The sequence below is a fragment of the Solibacillus faecavium genome, assembly GCF_014836905.1.
Lineage (GTDB): Bacteria > Bacillota > Bacilli > Bacillales_A > Planococcaceae > Solibacillus > Solibacillus faecavium.
Map to the genome: position 1 here is coordinate 1 of NZ_JACSPZ010000007.1, position 18,591 is coordinate 18,591.

The 18,591-nt window shown below is 39.6% G+C and carries 17 protein-coding genes, 1 rRNA gene and 1 riboswitch; of the genes, 17 read left to right on the forward strand and 1 reads right to left on the reverse strand.

The window, feature by feature from the left end:
• The first annotated feature begins 250 nt into the window (after positions 1 to 250).
• From rrf to purD, 17 genes are all read left to right on the forward strand, one after another.
• Positions 251 to 366: ribosomal RNA gene (rrf, locus tag H9635_RS13645) — 5S ribosomal RNA — on the forward strand.
• A gap of 613 nt (positions 367 to 979) precedes the next feature.
• Positions 980 to 1,678 (forward strand): response regulator transcription factor, encoded by a 699-nt coding sequence (locus H9635_RS13650; protein ID WP_191700867.1) that lies wholly within the window; start codon positions 980 to 982, stop codon positions 1,676 to 1,678.
• A complete protein-coding gene (locus tag H9635_RS13655; protein ID WP_191700868.1) occupies positions 1,675 to 3,114 on the forward strand; it encodes a sensor histidine kinase in 1,440 nt (479 codons plus the stop codon). The genes H9635_RS13650 and H9635_RS13655 overlap by 4 nt, the downstream gene beginning before the upstream one ends.
• Positions 3,111 to 4,148, forward strand: coding sequence for a LolA family protein (locus tag H9635_RS13660; RefSeq protein ID WP_191700869.1), 1,038 nt, complete (start codon positions 3,111 to 3,113; stop codon positions 4,146 to 4,148). The genes H9635_RS13655 and H9635_RS13660 overlap by 4 nt, the downstream gene beginning before the upstream one ends.
• A 255-nt stretch (positions 4,149 to 4,403) precedes the next feature.
• Positions 4,404 to 4,592, forward strand: a complete 189-nt coding sequence (locus tag H9635_RS13665) for an NETI motif-containing protein (RefSeq protein ID WP_191700870.1) — start codon at positions 4,404 to 4,406, stop codon at positions 4,590 to 4,592.
• 98 nt (positions 4,593 to 4,690) lie between these two features.
• Positions 4,691 to 4,790: riboswitch (purine riboswitch) on the forward strand.
• Between the two features lie 163 nt (positions 4,791 to 4,953).
• Positions 4,954 to 5,442, forward strand: a complete 489-nt coding sequence (gene purE / locus H9635_RS13670; RefSeq protein ID WP_191700871.1) for a 5-(carboxyamino)imidazole ribonucleotide mutase — start codon at positions 4,954 to 4,956, stop codon at positions 5,440 to 5,442.
• Complete coding sequence (purK, locus tag H9635_RS13675) at positions 5,439 to 6,563, forward strand: 5-(carboxyamino)imidazole ribonucleotide synthase (protein ID WP_191700872.1); 1,125 nt, start codon at positions 5,439 to 5,441, stop codon at positions 6,561 to 6,563. Before purE ends, purK begins: the two co-directional genes overlap by 4 nt.
• Before the next feature lie 13 nt (positions 6,564 to 6,576).
• Positions 6,577 to 7,878, forward strand: coding sequence for an adenylosuccinate lyase (gene purB / locus H9635_RS13680; RefSeq protein ID WP_191700873.1), 1,302 nt, complete (start codon positions 6,577 to 6,579; stop codon positions 7,876 to 7,878).
• A gap of 28 nt (positions 7,879 to 7,906) precedes the next feature.
• Positions 7,907 to 8,617: a phosphoribosylaminoimidazolesuccinocarboxamide synthase gene (purC, locus tag H9635_RS13685; RefSeq protein ID WP_191700874.1), complete on the forward strand. Its 711-nt coding sequence runs from the start codon at positions 7,907 to 7,909 to the stop codon at positions 8,615 to 8,617.
• 3 nt (positions 8,618 to 8,620) lie between these two features.
• Positions 8,621 to 8,866 carry a phosphoribosylformylglycinamidine synthase subunit PurS gene (gene purS, locus H9635_RS13690; protein ID WP_191700875.1) on the forward strand — a complete coding sequence of 82 codons (246 nt, stop codon included), beginning with the start codon at positions 8,621 to 8,623 and terminating at the stop codon, positions 8,864 to 8,866.
• A gap of 4 nt (positions 8,867 to 8,870) precedes the next feature.
• Positions 8,871 to 9,554, forward strand: coding sequence for a phosphoribosylformylglycinamidine synthase subunit PurQ (gene purQ, locus H9635_RS13695; protein ID WP_191700876.1), 684 nt, complete (start codon positions 8,871 to 8,873; stop codon positions 9,552 to 9,554).
• Positions 9,541 to 11,772: a phosphoribosylformylglycinamidine synthase subunit PurL gene (purL, locus tag H9635_RS13700; RefSeq protein ID WP_191700877.1), complete on the forward strand. Its 2,232-nt coding sequence runs from the start codon at positions 9,541 to 9,543 to the stop codon at positions 11,770 to 11,772. Before purQ ends, purL begins: the two co-directional genes overlap by 14 nt.
• The gene (gene purF, locus H9635_RS13705; protein WP_191700878.1) at positions 11,748 to 13,166 is read left to right on the forward strand and encodes an amidophosphoribosyltransferase; all 1,419 of its coding nucleotides are present in this window, start codon (positions 11,748 to 11,750) and stop codon (positions 13,164 to 13,166) included. Before purL ends, purF begins: the two co-directional genes overlap by 25 nt.
• A 23-nt stretch (positions 13,167 to 13,189) precedes the next feature.
• Positions 13,190 to 14,245, forward strand: a complete 1,056-nt coding sequence (purM, locus tag H9635_RS13710) for a phosphoribosylformylglycinamidine cyclo-ligase (protein WP_191700879.1) — start codon at positions 13,190 to 13,192, stop codon at positions 14,243 to 14,245.
• Positions 14,245 to 14,811, forward strand: coding sequence for a phosphoribosylglycinamide formyltransferase (purN, locus tag H9635_RS13715; RefSeq protein ID WP_191700880.1), 567 nt, complete (start codon positions 14,245 to 14,247; stop codon positions 14,809 to 14,811). The genes purM and purN overlap by 1 nt, the downstream gene beginning before the upstream one ends.
• Before the next feature lie 67 nt (positions 14,812 to 14,878).
• On the forward strand, positions 14,879 to 16,414 hold the full coding sequence (gene purH, locus H9635_RS13720) for a bifunctional phosphoribosylaminoimidazolecarboxamide formyltransferase/IMP cyclohydrolase (protein ID WP_191700881.1): 1,536 nt from the start codon (positions 14,879 to 14,881) through the stop codon (positions 16,412 to 16,414).
• 512 nt (positions 16,415 to 16,926) lie between these two features.
• Positions 16,927 to 18,177, forward strand: a complete 1,251-nt coding sequence (gene purD, locus H9635_RS13725; protein WP_191700882.1) for a phosphoribosylamine--glycine ligase — start codon at positions 16,927 to 16,929, stop codon at positions 18,175 to 18,177.
• 65 nt (positions 18,178 to 18,242) lie between these two features.
• Here the strand turns inward: purD and H9635_RS13730 are convergent, their stop codons facing one another.
• Entirely contained in the window at positions 18,243 to 18,473 is a 231-nt protein-coding gene (locus H9635_RS13730) for a YgaP-like transmembrane domain (RefSeq protein ID WP_191700883.1), read from the reverse strand.
• Positions 18,474 to 18,591 lie beyond the last annotated feature (118 nt).

Here is an 18,591-nt window from a genome sequence, read left to right on the forward strand (position 1 = left end):
TCGAGGTGGAAGTGCGGTGACGCATGTAGCTGACGAATACTAATCGGTCGAGGACTTAACCACATTTTATTGCACAACTCAATGAAACGTTTATCCAGTTTTGAAAGAATGAATATTTTTTCTAAGGGTTTCAAGACACAAGCTAGTCGAGGAAACGACTGAGTGATTGAAGGAGCGTACTTAAGTACGTGACTGAAAGAGCGAGGGAAGTTGACGAAGGATAGCGCCGTGTATTGGAAGCCGAAAATAGTGAAGTGATGATGGCAAAGAGGTCACACCCGTTCCCATACCGAACACGGAAGTTAAGCTCTTTAGCGCCGATGGTAGTTGGGGGCTTCCCCCTGTGAGAGTAGGACGTCGCTTCGCACAAAAAAACCACTGATTTGTCAGTGGTTTTTTTGTGCATTTATTTCGGTTTATTATTCCTCTGTTAAGGCTGAAGCTCTGAATTTAATATACTTTGTTCTTCATGATTGCGAGAAGATCGTATTGTTGATAGAAGAAGCATTTTAATAGTTGTGCTTAATAGTGTAACAAGCTAGATTTCGACGCTAATACTTTAAATATACATACAATCATAATAGGCTGCTAGCGACCGTATTGTAACGGTGCTAAGCAGCCTATTATGATTGTATGCCCATTACACATGCTACACCGTTACCGATTAGGTAAGTTACAACACGTGCCTCAGACATGAATGAACGGCTGCCCAGTTGTTCGAGATACCAATTCAACTTGGACAGTTTTTTTAGAGTGTTCCTTTTTATCGAAGAAATAATAACAGCAAAATGTTATTAACCGAAATCCCCTCCTTGCCTTCTACGCTCGAACAATTCTTTATATAAACAGCCTGCACTATCTACAATATAATCCTTGTTTTATAAACAAAGTCCCATATATAAGATAAAATATAAAGGATTTATAAAGTTACATAAGTTCAAAAAATTACTTGTTATAGTTTATATAGGAGGCGGACGGATTGAAACAACAAATTCTTTTAGTAGAAGACGATCGTGAAATTGCGCGCATTATTAAAGATACATTGATGAAAGAAGATTATGGAGTGACATGGGCAACGACAGGTATTGAAGGATTAGAGGATTTTTCTGCCGGCGACTATGATTTAATCCTTGTTGATTGGATGATGCCCGAAATGGACGGTTTATCAATGATCGAACATATACGTCTAAAAAGCGATGTTCCGATAATTATGATTAGCGCAAAAAATAATGATGCTGATAAAGTTGAAGGGTTACAGGGTGCAGACGATTATTTAGCGAAGCCGTTTTCCTTAGAAGAATTGAAAGCTCGAGTCCGGTCTCAATTACGACGATGGCAGCGATATAACAAAGTTCAGGCTGCCGATGAAGTAATTACATTTATGCATGGGTTAAAAATTGATTGGCCAAAAGAACGTGTCTATTTAGAGGATGATGTAATCAACTTAACCCAAAAAGAGTTTGCCTTATTAAAAGTACTTGCCCAAAATCCATTTGAGCTGTTTACAAAGGAAGCGTTATATACCCATGTTTGGCAGCAAGTAGAGTTAGATCAGACACATACTGTAACAGTCCACATAAAAGCATTGCGTGAAAAATTAAAGGATCCTGTGAAGTCTCCTTACTTTATACAAACTGTTTGGGGGAAGGGCTATCGTTTTATTGGTGAACAAGTATGAAGATTAAGTCATGGTTACTAATAACCTATTTGCTTATTATGATTATTCCACTTATTGCGGTATACGGATTATATGTATCAATTAATGCATATTACCAAGATAAAAATGTAGAAGAGTACTTTGAAAAATGGAATACGGTTACGGATTTAAAGGAGATTTTAAATGATACATCGCTATACAACAGGACAAATACTTTTGAAGAGATTGAAAAGTTAACATCCGATCAATTAATGATTACGCTCTACAGTGCAAACGGAGCTACACTTTATAGTTCCAATCCATTTACAAATTCTACGGGCTTTGAAATGAGAGATAGATTATATAAAAATCTATATGAGTTTCAGCAAAATTATGAAACGTTTGTTTATAAAGAGCCTGTCTATGAAGGTGGGGGAATAAAGGGTGTTTATAAAATAACACTTACTCGCACTGAGTGGGTGGAGCAAGTAAATCAAAAAGCAATCATTGTCGGAGCTGGCTTAGGGGTAGTACTCATTGTCTTGTATAGTGCCGTTATATATTTTTTGAATATCCGATTGAATCGACCAGTGAAGCAATTAATTGAAAAGATGAGAGCGTATGCGAAAGGTGAAAAAACGGAACAGTTGCCAATCGGAAAAGACGAACTTGGCGAACTGACAGCAAACTTTCAGGCAATGCAGCAAGAAATCGAAGCAGCTCGTAAACATCTTGAGGAAGAACAACGTCAAAAAGGTTTTATGATTGCTAGTCTTTCTCATGATTTAAAAACACCGTTAACGTCCATTCAAGCTTATACAGAAAGTTTACTTGCAGGGAAACTTACGAAAGATGAGCAACAGGAATATTTACACGTTATTCATTCTAAATCGGATTATATGAAACAGTTGCTTGATGATTTAATGATGTTTACTTTACTACAATCCCCTACGTATGAACTTGAACTCGTATCAGTGGACGGTAATGAATTTTTTGAAATGCTCTTAGGGGACTATGAGCACATTAGTAAGGAAAAAGGTTTCCATTCTACAACGACGATTCAAGTTCAAGATAATTATCTTGTTCATCCAAAACAATTTATGCGTGTAATGGATAATATTCTATCGAATGCCTGGGTGTATACAAATAGGGGGGGATCCATTCATATCGCAGCTTTTGAAGCATCGAACATACCTGAATGGTGCAATGAAGAATTGGCTGAAACATGCATCAATGAAGGTGTATACGTCGTTATTGAAAATAGCGGGGCAACGATTTCACACCAGCAATGTGAAAAAATGTTTGAGCCGTTATATCAGGTAGATGAAGCACGCAGTAGTTTAGGTCAGCGAGGGGCAGGTCTTGGTTTAAGTATTGCTAAGCAAATAATTGAAAAGCATCACGGCACGATTCAAGCAATTTCAGATCAAAATAAAACAGCTATTGTTATATGGCTACCTAAGGAGAGGTCAAATTGAAAAGAATAATACTTTCAAGTGCACTTATTTTATCGCTATTATTAGCGGCTTGTAATGATCAAGTTAGCTATTCACCACAGGAAATTTTAGAGACGGCAATGCAAGAGACATCTGAACTGTCTTCATATTATGCAGAGTATACAGTGGATATGGGAGATGAGGGAACGGGTGAAACGAAGCATTGGGAAAAGAACGGGAAAATACGTGTAGAAACTACTGATACAAATGGTGAGGAAAACTTTTCAATTAATGATGGAACGTCATTTATTTCTTATACAAAATCTAATAATACAGCAATTGTCTTCGAATTAGGTGATCTCGGGGAAGGCTTCGAAAAAATTTCAGTAAAAGAGCAGGCACTTCGTATATTAGAAATAATTAAAAATTCCCATGATATTACAGTAGGTCAGGATGAGAAGATTGCAGGTCATGATACTTACCATTTAATCGCAAAAGCGAAAAAGCCAAATACATTAATTGGCGACATGGAAATATGGGTGGATAAGAAAACATGGATGACATTGAAATCTGTTTCAAAAAGTGGCGGCTTAGAAACAACGATTGAATTCCAAAAGTTCGAGCCGAATGCTAAAATTGATGACGCATTATTTGTAGCAGATTTACCGGAAGATGCCATTATTCAAGAAGAAAAAGTTGAACTACCAAAACAGCTAACATTAGAAGAAGCAACAGAAAAGTTAGGTTCGTTTTTAATTGCGCCGAAATCAACAGGCTATACGTTAGAATCAATTGAAGATCTGAATGTACCACAAACTAATGAAATTGCGCTGCGCTATTTTAAAAATGAAGAGCCACAATTCACGCTTTCCGTGTTCAAGCCACAAGCTCCATTCGGTGAAGAGGAAGAGCGTATCGAAGTTCGCGGGCAAGAAGGAACGAAAATGGATATGGAAGTTTTCCGCCTTTTACAATGGGATGAAAATGGTTTACGCTACAACATCATTTTTGAAAACCCAGCGTTAACATTTGAGGAAGTATTGGAACTAACAGAGCAAATGGAGCTAACAGAATAATAATTAGTAAAGGCTATGTGAAAAGTCAAATGGACTTGTAACATAGCCTTTTACTTTCACTTGTCGTATGAGTGCTTTACAATGAATTTAATTGTGCCCACCTTCGTTTTATGGGTATGCCCTAAAATCACTTTTATTTTTAAATTATTTTTTAATTGTGACAAATCGTTCACAAATGCAATTGTTTCCATTAGGAAGGTTTGAAACTTACATGGTATAGTTAGAGCGATATTTAAGATGTGGAAGGTGTCTAATTTGGCTAAAAAGCAAGTTTGGTATGAAGTAGAAGAAAATGAGACAATCGAGCAATGTCTAGAAAGAATGAAGAAAGATGGTTATATGGCGTTTGGGCGGAAAGAGGAGCCAGTATTTGAAGAAGTAAATGGAGAACCAATTTACTTACGTCAAAAAATCCGATTTAAAGGTATATTAATGGATGATTGACAAATATTTAGTTAAAAACACGAACAATTAGTTTTGCTTAAAAAACATTGTTCGCATTTTGGCGTTGATTTTATAACCAACCCTTGTTAAAATGTGAAAAGGAAAAACATTTAATCCCTCATATATGCTAGAGAATATGGCTCTAGTGTCTCTACCCGGCACCGTAAATACCGGACTATGTGGGAAAGCAACTTTTGGTATGATTATAAAAAGGGTGTGGATTGCAAATGCATATATCTACATATTTTATTAACAGTCCTCAAGTAAACTGCTTTCTCATGCGCGCAGAGAGTAGTTTATTTGAGGATTTTTTTCGTTAATAATTACGCAAGTGGAGAAGATGTTTAAAGGAGCGAAACTCATGGAACCAAAAGTTGGCGTTATAATGGGAAGTTCAAGTGACTGGGAAACGATGAAGCATGCTTGTGACGTTTTGGAAGAACTGCAAGTACCTTATGAAAAACAAGTGGTATCTGCTCACCGTACACCAGATCTAATGTTTGAATATGCAGAAGGTGCACGTAGTAGAGGTATTCAAGTAATTATTGCTGGGGCAGGTGGTGCAGCACATTTACCAGGCATGGTAGCTGCGAAAACGACATTACCTGTAATTGGTGTGCCTGTACAATCCCGTGCATTAAATGGTCTTGATTCATTATTATCTATCGTGCAAATGCCAGGTGGAGTACCAGTAGCAACGGTTGCAATTGGTAAAGCAGGTGCGACAAATGCAGGATTGCTTGCAGCACAAATATTAGGTGCCTTTGATCACGACCTTGCTACAAAGCTTGAAGCGCGACGTGAAGCGACAAAAGCGCAGGTTTTAGAAAGCACAGGTGACTTGACGTGACAAAAATGATTTACCCTGGACAAACAATTGGTATTATCGGCGGTGGCCAACTTGGTCGCATGATGGCAGTAGCGGCGAAAGAAGCCGGCTATAAAATCGCGGTACTTGAACCTACGATGGATTCACCTTGTGGACAAGTGGCAGATATTCGCATTGTTGCCGCCTATGATGATGAGGGAGCACTGGAAGAACTAGCAGAAGTAAGTGATGTAATTACTTATGAATTTGAAAATATAGATTACGATGGTTTAAAGCGTCTAACACAAATTGCTTACGTTCCACAAGGCGCGGAACTTGTGCGCATTACACAAAACCGTATTACAGAAAAACAAATGATTGTTGATGCGGGTTGTCCGGTAGCACCGTACATTGTCGCTACTACATATGAAAAACTTCAAGAAAGCATTGGAGAAATTGGCTTCCCATGTATCGTGAAAACAGCAAGAGGCGGTTATGATGGAAAAGGTCAGCAATTGTTGAAGTCTGTGGATGATTTACCGCTAGCAAAAGATTTATTTGCACATTCACAATGTATAGCAGAGGGCTTTGTTCCATTTACGAAAGAAATTTCCGTTATTGTTCAGCGCAATGGGCAAGGTGAAACCTACTGCCTGCCAGTAGGTGAAAACGTACATGTGAACCACATTTTACATGAGACAATTGTGCCTGCAAGGATTGATACTAAAACGGCTGAATTGGCAGAAAAGGCGGCAATGAATATTGCGGATCATTTACAATTAGTCGGTACATTGGCAGTAGAAATGTTTGTGCTTGAAGATGGCAGTATTGTTATTAACGAATGTGCACCGCGCCCTCATAATTCAGGTCATTACTCAATAGAGGCGTGCAATATATCCCAATTTACACAGCATATCCGTGCTGTATGTGGATGGCCTTTAAGGAAGCCAAAGTTATGGGGACCATCGATTATGGTTAATGTGCTCGGTCAGCATGTCGTTTCATTAACAAACTCTATTTCGAAATATCCTGATTGGTCTATACATCTTTACGGAAAATCAGAAGCAAAAGTAAATCGCAAAATGGGTCACGTAACAATTATGACAGATGATATCAATACAACAATAAAACAAATTAAGGATTCCGGTATTTGGCCGGAATAGAAGGAGAAAATATATGATAGAACGCTATACACGTCCCGAAATGGGTGCCATTTGGACTGAAGAGAACAAGTTTAAGGCATGGTTGGAAGTAGAAATTTTAGCTTGTGAAGCATGGGCTGAAATTGGTGTAATTCCAAAAGAAGATGTTGTGAAACTACGTGAAAATGCATCATTTAATATGGAGCGAATTTATGAAATCGAGCAGGAGACACGTCATGATGTTGTGGCGTTTACACGTGCAGTTTCAGAAACGCCAGCACTTGGTGATGAAAAGAAATGGGTTCACTACGGATTAACTTCTACGGACGTTGTAGATACAGCATTATCATATTTAATCAAACAGGCAAATGAAATTTTACGGAAGGATTTACATAATTTCATTGCCATCCTTACTGAAAAAGCAAAAGAGCACAAAAATACAGTTATGATGGGTCGTACACACGGGGTGCATGCAGAACCAACAACATTTGGTTTAAAGCTTGCATTGTGGTTAGAAGAAATGCGCCGTAATTTAGTGCGTTTTGAAGAAGCGGCAAACGTAATTGAAACAGGTAAAATGAGCGGTGCGGTAGGAACATATGCCAATATTGATCCGCGTGTTGAAGCTTATGTATGTAAGCATTTAGGTTTAGCTGCTGCACCAATATCTACACAAACATTGCAGCGTGACCGTCATGCACAATATTTTTCTACTTTAGCACTGATCGCAACATCAATTGAAAAGTTTGCAACAGAAATTCGAGGCTTACAAAAATCAGAGACTCGTGAAGTTGAAGAAGGCTTTGCAAAGGGACAAAAAGGTTCTTCGGCAATGCCGCATAAACGTAATCCTATTGGTTCTGAAAATATGACAGGTATGGCACGTCTAATGCGCGGCTATATGTTAACAGCTTTTGAAAACGTGTCATTATGGCATGAACGTGATATTTCGCACTCATCGGCGGAGCGTGTCATTATTCCTGATGCAACAATCACATTGAATTATATGTTAAATCGTTTCGGTAACATTCTTAAAAACTTAACAGTATTCCCTGAAAACATGAAACGCAATATGGAACGCACATTTGGTCTTATCTACTCACAACGTATTTTACTAGCTTTAATTGACAAAGGCTTATCGCGTGAAGAAGCGTACGATACGGTACAACCATTAACGGCACGTGCTTGGGATGAGCAAACTCAATTCCGTCCGCTTGTAGAGGCAAGTGAAAAAATCACTTCTTATCTATCAGCATCTGAAATTGAAGATTGCTTTGACTACAACTACCATATTCAAAATGTTGATATGATTTTCGAACGTTTAGGTCTTAACTAACTAATCCATAAATCAGGGGGAATACGTCATGAACAAAGGTCAACTTTTGTACGAAGGAAAAGCAAAACGATTATATGAAACAGAAAACCCGGAAGTTCTTTTCGTTGAATATAAAGATAGTGCGACAGCATTTAATGGCGAGAAAAAAGCTGATATTGCTGGTAAGGGAAATTTAAATAACCAAATTACGACGCTAATTTTCGAGAAATTACAAGCTAACGGCATTGAGTCACACTTCGTTAAACGTCTTTCAGATAACGAACAGCTTGTACGTAAAGTAGAAATTATTCCAATTGAAGTTGTGACACGAAATATCGCTGCAGGAAGCCTGGCGAAACGCCTGGGGTTTGAAGAAGGTACGGCGCTTAAACGTCCTATCGTTGAATTCTATTATAAAGACGATACGTTAGGCGACCCCCTTATTACGACGGAGCATATCGATGTGTTAGGCATTGCAACACTGGCGGAAGTAGAAGAATTATATAACGCAGCTCTGCATGTCAATGAAGTGCTGAGTCCAATCTTCGCTACAGTTGGTGTAACATTAGTCGATTTCAAATTAGAATTCGGTCGTGATAACCACGGCAATGTATTATTAGCCGATGAAATTTCACCAGACACTTGTCGTTTATGGGACACTAAAACAAATCAAAAGCTTGATAAAGACGTATTCCGCCGTGATTTAGGCAGTATTACTGAAGTGTACGAAATTATTTTACAAAAACTTGGAGGCAATTAACTCATGAAGAAAGTCAAAATATATGTAACATTAAAAGAAAGTATTCTAGATCCACAAGGTTCTGCGGTTCAAGGCTCCTTACAAAAAATCGGTTACAACGAAGTATCAGACGTACGTATCGGTAAATATTTGGAAGTTACAATTAGCGATACTGACCGTGACGTTGACACAATCGTAAAAGAAATGTGTGAAAAAGTATTAACAAATACGGTTATCGAGAAGTACCGTTACGAAATCGAGGAGGCATAATACTATGAAATTTGCAGTACTCGTTTTCCCGGGGTCTAACTGTGATATCGATATGTATCATGCGATCAAGGACGAATTAGGTGAAGAAGTAGAATATGTGTGGCATACAGCAACAAGTTTAGACGGTTATGATGGGGTACTCGTTCCAGGTGGCTTCTCATATGGAGACTATTTACGTTGTGGTGCAATGGCAAACCAATCAAACATTATGACAGCATTAAAGGAGTTTGCAGGACAAGGCAAACCTGTGTTAGGTGTTTGTAACGGATTTCAGATTTTAACGGAGGCGGGTCTTTTACCAGGGGCATTAATCCGAAACAAGAACCTGAAGTTCATGTGCCGTACCGTACAATTAAAAGTTGAAAATAACAACTCATTATTTACGAACCAGTATGAAGCTGGCGAAGTAATTAATATTCCAATCGCACATGGTGAAGGAAACTATTATTGTGACGAGGAAACTTTGGCAGAACTTAAAGCGAATAACCAAATCGCATTCACATACGAAGGTGAAAATCCAAACGGTTCTTTAGCGGATATCGCAGGAATCATTAACAAAGAAGGCAACGTATTAGGGATGATGCCGCATCCAGAGCGTGCAGCAAACGAAATCGTTGGTGGCGCAGACGGTCTGAAATTATTTAAATCAATTGTGAAGCAGTGGAGGGAACAACATGTCAACAACTAAATTTGAGCCATCACCAGAGCAGATTAAAGAACAACGTCTATATGCGGACATGGGTATGACAGATGCAGAATTTGACTTAGCGATCGAAAAATTAGGACGCATTCCAAACTGGACAGAGACAGGTCTTTTCTCAGTTATGTGGTCTGAACATTGCTCTTATAAAAAATCAAAGCCTGTACTGCGTAAATTCCCAACAAAAGGTCCTCAAGTTTTACAAGGTCCTGGTGAAGGTGCAGGAATAGTTGATATCGGTGATGAACAAGCGGTAGTATTCAAAATGGAATCACATAACCACCCATCTGCAATTGAGCCATACCAAGGCGCAGCAACTGGTGTAGGCGGAATTATCCGTGACGTTTTCTCAATGGGTGCACGTCCGATTGCGATGCTGAACTCTTTACGTTTTGGTGAATTAAAGTCAGCGCGCGGTAAATATTTATTTGAAGAAGTCGTTGCAGGTATCGCGGGTTATGGTAACTGTATCGGTATTCCGACTGTAGGCGGCGAAATTGGTTTTGATCCTTGTTATGAAGGAAATCCGCTAGTAAACGCAATGTGTGTAGGGTTAATTGACCATAAGGATATCCAAAAAGGCGTTGCTGCAGGTGTAGGAAATACTGTAATGTACGTTGGTGCGAAAACAGGTCGTGACGGTATTCACGGTGCAACATTCTCTTCTGAAGAATTGACAGAAGATACTGAAGAAAGTCGTTCAGCAGTACAAGTTGGGGACCCATTCATGGAAAAATTACTTCTTGAAGCGTGCTTGGAAGTTGTTAAATCCGATGCATTAGTAGGTATTCAAGATATGGGTGCAGCCGGTCTTACATCATCCTCAGCAGAAATGGCTTCTAAAGCTGGTACTGGTGTAGAGATGAACCTGGACTTAGTTCCTCAACGCGAAACAAACATGACGGCTTACGAAATGATGTTATCTGAATCTCAAGAGCGTATGTTAATCGTTGTAAAGGCAGGTCGTGAAGAAGAAATTAAAGCAATCTTTGATAAATATGATTTAGATGCAGTAGCGGTAGGTCGTGTAACAGACGATAAAATGCTGCGCCTTATCCACAACGGTGAAGTAGTAGCGGAAGTACTTGCTGATGCACTTGCTGAAGATGCACCAGTGTACAATATGCCAGATGCTGAACCAGCTTACTTTGCTGAGTATCAAGGGATGGAAAACGTAGAACCTAAAGTAGTAGATTACAAGGAAACATTAACTGCTTTATTAAAAGCACCAACAATCGCTTCTAAAGAGTGGGTATATGACCAATATGACTATCAAGTTCGTACAAATACAGTAGTAGCACCTGGATCGGATGCAGCAGTATTACGTGTACGTGGTACAAACAAAGGTTTAGCGATGACGACTGACTGTAACTCCCGCTACATCTATTTAGATCCAACAACGGGCGGTAAAATCGCAGTTGCTGAAGCAGCACGTAATATCGTATGTTCTGGTGGACAACCACTTGCAATTACTGACTGCCTGAACTTTGGTAACCCGGAGAGACCGGAAATTTTCTGGCAAATTCAAAAATCAGCAGACGGAATCGCAGAAGCTTGTTTAGCACTTGATGCACCGGTTATCGGCGGTAATGTATCGATGTATAACGAACGTTCAGGTGAAGCGGTTTACCCAACACCGACAATCGGTATGGTCGGATTAGTAAAGGATTTAGCACATGTAACGACACAGGAAGTGAAAGCTGCCGGTGATGTTGTGTACTTAATTGGTGAAACGAAAACTGAGTTCGGTGGGTCGGAACTACAAAAGTTAGTTGAAGGTGGTATTTCAGGTAAAGCACCATCAATTGATTTAACTGTAGAAGCAGTTCGTCAAAAGGCAATTTTAGAGGCAATTCAAGCAGGACTTGTACAATCTGCACATGACGTTTCTGAAGGTGGCGTTGCCGTTGCCTTAGCTGAAAAAACGTTTGCTGCTAATGGTCTAGGTTTGGATGTTACTTTGACTGGTTCTGCAACGACAGCTCTATTTGCAGAGTCACAATCTCGCTTTGTTTTAACGGTAAAAGAGGGAAATACAGCTGCATTTGAAGCATTTGTAAAAGATGCAACAAAAATTGGGTCGGTAACAGCTGACGCAATGATTAAAATTAACGGTGAAACTGGCTTACTTGTTGAAGGTACTGTGGAGGAATTCCGTTCTGCTTGGAAAGGAGCAATCCCATGCTTGCTGAAATCAGAGGCTTAAACGAAGAATGTGGCGTATTTGGCATTTGGGGCAACCAAGATGCAGCCCACTTAAGTTATTACGGTTTACACGCATTGCAACATCGTGGTCAGGAGGGAGCTGGTATCGTCACAACTGACGGTAATCAGCTTCAGGCTGTACGTGGTGAAGGTCTTGTAAATGACGTATTCAATGAAGATAAGTTACGTAAGGTTGTAGGGCATGCAGCAATTGCGCATGTACGTTACGCAACTGCAGGCGGGAAAGGGCTGGAAAATGTTCAGCCATTATTGTTCCGGTCTTCAACAGGCTCACTAGCGATTGCACATAATGGTAACTTGGTGAATGCCACACATTTAAAGCAGTTTTTAGAGCGCTCTGGTAGTATTTTTAATTCTACATCTGATACAGAAGTAGTTGTACATTTAATAAAAAAATCAAAGCATTCACCTTTCCGTGCGAAAGTAAAAGAAGCTTTGTCTTTATTAAAAGGAGCATTTTCAATAATTTTGCTGACAAATGATCAGATGATTGTGGCAAGAGACCGTAATGGGTTACGTCCGCTTTCATTAGGTAAGCTGGGCGATGCATACGTTGTTGCTTCTGAAACTTGCGCATTTGACTTAATTGGTGCGGAATTCATTCGTGAAGTAGAGCCGGGAGAATTGTTGATTATTTCAAATAATGGTCTTGAAGTAGATAGCTATGTTGAAAAAGATAAACGAACTATGTGTGCAATGGAATATGTGTATCTTGCACGTCCTGATTCTAATATTGATGAGGTTAATGTTCATATGGCACGTAAACGTATGGGTAAAGAGCTTGCAAAAGAATGTGCCCATATTGAAGCGGATGTTATTACAGGGGTACCTGATTCATCCATTTCAGCGGCAATTGGCTTTTCTGAAGAAAGTGGCATTCCATATGAGCTTGGATTGATTAAGAACAGATATGTTGGACGTACATTTATCCAGCCTACTCAAGAGTTACGTGAGCGCGGTGTAAAGATGAAACTTTCACCTGTCGTACAAGTTGTTAAAGGAAAACGTGTCATAATGGTTGACGATTCTATCGTACGCGGTACAACGTCTAAACGTATTGTTCGCATGTTAAAAGAAGCGGGCGCAGCTGAGGTACATGTCGTAATCTCTTCACCGCCGATGACAGATCCATGCTATTACGGTATTGATACATCGACTCATGAGGAGCTCATTGCATCGAACCATAGTGTCGAGGAAATTCGTGAAGCAATTGAGGCGGATTCACTCACGTTTTTATCATTAGAAGGAATGGTACGTGCAACAAATCGTCCGTTTGAAGATGAAAATGGGGGTCTTTGCTTAGCATGCTTTACAGGGAAATATCCGACAGAAATTTTCCCTGATACAGTATTGCCACATGAAAAAGACTGTTAGAAATCAAGGAGGAACATGGCATTATGTCAAAAGCATATGAGCAAGCAGGCGTTAATATAGAAGCAGGATATGAAGCAGTTAAGCGTATGAAGTCACATGTTGAGCGTACGAATCGTCTAGGTGTGATGGGGACATTCGGTGGTTTTGGCGGTATGTTTGATTTATCTGCACTGAACTTAAAAGAACCAGTTCTTATTTCAGGGACAGACGGGGTTGGGACAAAGCTAAAGCTGGCATTCATGGTTGATAAGCACGATACAATCGGTGTTGACTGTGTGGCAATGTGTGTAAATGATATTGTAGCTCAAGGTGCAGAGCCGCTTTATTTCCTCGACTATGTGGCTGTAGGAAAAGCAGTACCAGAAAAAATTGAGCAAATTGTTAAAGGGGTAGCAGACGGTTGTGTTCAGTCTGGTGCAGCTTTAATCGGTGGAGAGACTGCTGAAATGCCAGGTCTATATGAAGAGGACGAATATGACTTGGCAGGGTTTGCTGTAGGTGCCTGTGAAAAAGCAGATATCATTACAGGCGAGAAAATTACTGAAGGTGACGTATTAATTGGTCTAGCTTCCAGTGGTGTACATTCAAATGGTTATTCATTAGTACGTAAAATTGTATTTGCAGATAATAATTTTGCGGTAGACGCTGTTGTTGAAGGTTATGAAGATCTTGGTCCAATCGGAGAAGCACTTTTAGTTCCTACAAAGCTATATGCAAAGCCTGTATTAGCGGCACTTAAATCTGCAGATGTACATGGCTGTGCACATGTTACAGGTGGAGGCTTCTATGAAAACCTACCACGTATGATGCCTGCAGGGTTAGCAACACAAATTGACTTAGGTACTTGGCCGGTATTACGTATCTTTGATTTCTTGAAAGAAAAAGGTGCATTAGCGGACAAAGATTTATATAACGTGTTTAACATGGGGATTGGTTTTGTCATTGCGGTACCAGCAAGTGAAGCAGAAAAAGTAATCTCTGCAGTAGAGGCAGAAGGTGAAAAAGCTTACAAAATCGGTCATGTTGTAAAAGGGGAAGGCGTTATTTTCAACGGTGAGCATGACGGGAGTTTAGTGTAATGACAACGAAAATTGCCGTTTTTGCATCAGGAAGTGGCAGTAATTTTCAAGCGCTTGCTGAAAGTATCGCTAACGGAAAGCTTAATGCCGAAATCGGGCTTGTTGTGACAGACAAGCCTGGTGCCTACGTTGTAAAACGTGCTCAAAGTTTAAATATTCCAGTAGCAGAGTTAGCACCAAAAAGCTTTGAAGATAAAGCTGCCTATGAAGCAAAAATTGTTGAATTACTAAAAGAAAAAGAGATTGAATGGGTCATTTTAGCGGGGTATATGCGCCTGATCGGTGAAACGCTTTTAACGGCTTATGAAAATCGTATTATTAATATCCATCCATCCTTACTGCCATCATTTCCAGGAAAAGATGCTATAGGTCAAGCGATGGAGCACGGTGTGAAAATTACCGGCGTTACCGTACATTACGTAGATGCCGGAATGGATACAGGTAAAATTATTGCACAGGGTGCCGTTGATGTTGTAGAGGGTGACCGCGAAGCAACAGAAAATCGTATCCATAAATTAGAACATAAACTTTATTCGAAAACATTACAGCAGTTATTTAAATCGTAATTTCGCATGGGCCGCTCCTGTGAGGGCACTGCTCACCGAAAAAAAAGAAAAATTGGAGGACCTAATCGTGACGAAACGTGCACTTATTAGTGTTTCAGATAAAAATGGTATTTTAGAATTTGCAAAAGAATTAGTAGCACTTGGCTATGAAGTACTTTCAACTGGAGGTACAAAAAACTTATTACAAGAAAACAATGTACCAGTTACAGCAGTTGATGAGGTTACGAAATTCCCTGAGATTTTAGATGGTCGTGTAAAAACATTGAACCCAATGATTCACGGCGGTCTTCTTGGTAAATTTGATGAACCAAGTCATGTTGCACAAATGGAGGAGCACGGTATTGAACCAATCGAAATCGTTTGTGTAAATCTTTATCCATTCGTAGAAACGATTTCAAAGCCAGATGTTTCTTGGGATGATGCGATTGAAAATATCGATATCGGTGGTCCAACGATGCTTCGTTCAGCAGCGAAAAACCATGATTATGTAACAGTAATCGTAGACAGTAACGACTATGCCGCAGTACTTGAAGAATTAAAGGCAGATGGCAAAACAACATTAGAAACACGTCGTCGTTTAGCGGCAAAAGTTTTCCGTCATACTGCTGCATATGATTCGTACATTTCAAATCATTTAACAACAGCAATCGGGGAAGAATTCCCTGAAAACTTAACGTTAACTTATGAACTAAAGCAAACATTACGCTATGGTGAAAACCCTCACCAAAAGGCTGCTTTCTATGCAAAACGCCTAGGTTCGGATTTCTCGATTGCCTACGCGACACAATTGCACGGAAAAGAATTGTCATACAACAATATTCAGGACGCAAATGCTGCACTTCAAATTGTAAAAGAGTTTGAGATGCCGGCTGCTGTAGCTGTGAAGCATATGAATCCATGTGGTGTTGGTACAGGTGAAACAATCGAAGAAGCATTTAATAAAGCATATGAGGCAGATTCAACTTCAATTTTCGGTGGCATTATTGCATTGAATAAAGAAGTGGACGAAGCAACTGCTGAAAAATTATCAGGTATTTTCCTAGAAATCATTATTGCACCTTCATTCTCTAAAGAAGCACTACATATTTTAACGCAAAAGAAAAATATTCGCTTAGTAACAATTGATTTTGCACAAGAGAAGCAGGACCAATTCAATGTTGTAGCGGTAGAAGGTGGTTTACTCGTTCAGGAACCAGACCGTTTCGGCTTTGGAGAAGCAGATATTAAAGTCGTTACAGACCGTGAACCGACAGAAGAAGAATGGGAAGCGTTAAAGCTTGGATGGTCAGTAGTAAAGCATGTAAAATCCAATGCGATTGTTGTTACGGACAAGCAAATGACGTTAGGTGTAGGCGCGGGGCAAATGAACCGTGTTGGAGCTGCTAAAATTGCATTTGAACAAGCTGGTGAAAAAGCACAAGGCGCGGCATTGGCATCGGACGCATTTTTCCCGATGGGAGATACAGTAGAAGCAGCAGCAAAAGCTGGCATCAAGGCAATCATTCAACCAGGCGGCTCGATTAAAGACCAAGAATCCATCGATGCGGCAAACAAGTATGGTATCGCAATGGTATTTACAGGTGTACGTCATTTCAAACACTAATTAGTGTCTTAATGTTAAAAACATTATATTCCTTTTAATTTTAGTAGAGAAAACTGCGGATTTTCGTTATAATAGAATAAAGTTTCGCTAATGTTCTGGCCGGACGTTAGCAGAAGCGTTTGCAAATGCTTTATTTATTCTTCTTTCTGGCTGGGAGAGGGATGAATAAGACGATTGAGCGATTCTTGGCCGGGTCCTCATCGTATAATAACTTATTAATAATGCATCGACTTTGGTCGGGAGATGTATGTTAATAATAAAATGATCATTAATTGTAATAAGCACAGCACTACTTTTGGTCGGGTATCGCAGTGCGAATGACCATTAATGAAAAACGCTCGCCTAAAATTTGGCGGGCGTTTTTTTATATAATTTTTTAACTTTAAGCCCATTGATTTCTATTTCGATGGATGCTTTCCACGGGCACAGCCTGAACATAGAGTTTCAGGAGTGGCCGCCTACATTAAACCAACTAGTTATACTAAACTATTCATTTTAAAGGAGAGCTTATCATGAACATTCTTGTAATTGGTAGTGGCGGTCGTGAACATGCAATCGCTAAACAATTTAACAACGCACCATCTGTAGAAAAGGTTTTCGTAGCACCAGGTAATGATGGAATGAGGGCGGATGCAGAAGTGATTGCAATTGATGCATTAAATTTTGTGGCACTTGCACAATTCGCCAAAGAAAACGATATCGCTCTAACTTTTGTAGGGCCGGAACAGCCATTGGCAGAAGGAATTGTCGATTACTTTAATGAGCAAGGCTTAGTTATTTTCGGTCCAACTAAGGCTGCAGCAAAAATTGAAGGTTCTAAGTCTTATGCAAAAGATATTATGAACAAATATCAAATTCCGACAGCTGCACACGAAACATTTACTGAAGCAGATAAAGCAGTTGCCTACATTAAAAAGCAAGGCGCCCCAATTGTTATTAAAGCAGATGGTTTAGCAGCTGGTAAAGGTGTTATTGTAGCGATGGAAGAAGAGGAAGCAATTGAAGCAGTTGAGGATATGATCGGCAACCAGCGCTTTGGTGATTCATCATCTCGCGTAGTAATTGAAGAGTACCTGGATGGCGAAGAATTCAGCTTTATGAGCTTCGTACATAAAGGGCAAATTTATCCAATGGTTATTGCACAAGATCATAAACGTGCATATGATGGCGACCGAGGTCCGAATACCGGGGGAATGGGTGCTTATTCACCGGTCCCGCAAATATCTGAGGATGTAGTAAAGGTTGCTTATGATACAATCGTTCAACCGACAGTACAAGCAATGGAGACAGAAGGTGTATCGTTTACAGGTATTTTGTATGCAGGATTAATTTTAACAGCAAAAGGCCCAAAGGTTATCGAATTTAATGCACGCTTTGGTGACCCGGAAACACAAGTTGTTCTTCCACGTATGGCATCTGACTTTGGCGAATTTATGATTAGCTTAATGAATGAAAAGCCGTTTGAGTTAAAGTGGAAAGATGAAGCGATGTTAGGGGTTGTGATAGCTGCTGAAGGCTATCCGGGTGATGTAGAAAAAGGAAATGCATTACCAGAGCTGTCCGATATTGTCTTGCCAGTGTTCCATGCAGGTACAAAATTTGAAGATGGTCAATTTGTTGGCAATGGCGGACGAGTGCTTTTAGTTGCTGCTGAAGCCGCAACATTAAAAGAAGCGCAGGAAAAAGTCTATACAGAGCTCGCGAAAAAGCAATGGTCACACTTCTTCTTCCGTCAAGATATTGGTTGGAGAACATTTAAATAATAATAGAGCTGTGCTAATGGTCAAATAGACTTTTAACACAGCTTTTTTAGGACTTATTTTAAGGATTAATCATTAACTGGCATCATTTCACTCATTTGTTCGGAATTGGCCATTGCAACTACTGGACAGTATTGATAATAACCTTCTGCAACCTTCATCGAACCAGCAAGAATCATCATACGTCCTACTGTACATTGAGGCTTACGTGCAATTCTGCCGACACCAAATGCAGTCATTGCTACACCACACATCATACGTACAAAAGCATTCGTTTCAGAAATATTAGGGTTTAACATTAATAGCTCCTCCTTTTATTAGAAAATTAAAAAAATTATTCTGGAAACACTTTGCTTTATAAAAGTGCTATGATACGATTAATTCACAAAAGGAATATTGTAGCAAAAGCCTACATAA

Coding starts and splice junctions, on each gene's coding strand:
- H9635_RS13655 (WP_191700868.1), top strand. CDS start 1,675: ATGAAGATTAAGTCATGGTTACTAATAACCTATTTGCTTATTATGATT.
- purE (WP_191700871.1), top strand. CDS start 4,954: ATGGAACCAAAAGTTGGCGTTATAATGGGAAGTTCAAGTGACTGGGAA.
- purB (WP_191700873.1), top strand. CDS start 6,577: ATGATAGAACGCTATACACGTCCCGAAATGGGTGCCATTTGGACTGAA.
- purC (WP_191700874.1), top strand. CDS start 7,907: ATGAACAAAGGTCAACTTTTGTACGAAGGAAAAGCAAAACGATTATAT.
- purS (WP_191700875.1), top strand. CDS start 8,621: ATGAAGAAAGTCAAAATATATGTAACATTAAAAGAAAGTATTCTAGAT.
- purQ (WP_191700876.1), top strand. CDS start 8,871: ATGAAATTTGCAGTACTCGTTTTCCCGGGGTCTAACTGTGATATCGAT.
- purL (WP_191700877.1), top strand. CDS start 9,541: ATGTCAACAACTAAATTTGAGCCATCACCAGAGCAGATTAAAGAACAA.
- purF (WP_191700878.1), top strand. CDS start 11,748: ATGCTTGCTGAAATCAGAGGCTTAAACGAAGAATGTGGCGTATTTGGC.
- purM (WP_191700879.1), top strand. CDS start 13,190: ATGTCAAAAGCATATGAGCAAGCAGGCGTTAATATAGAAGCAGGATAT.
- purN (WP_191700880.1), top strand. CDS start 14,245: ATGACAACGAAAATTGCCGTTTTTGCATCAGGAAGTGGCAGTAATTTT.
- purD (WP_191700882.1), top strand. CDS start 16,927: ATGAACATTCTTGTAATTGGTAGTGGCGGTCGTGAACATGCAATCGCT.
- H9635_RS13730 (WP_191700883.1), bottom strand. CDS start 18,473: ATGTTAAACCCTAATATTTCTGAAACGAATGCTTTTGTACGTATGATG.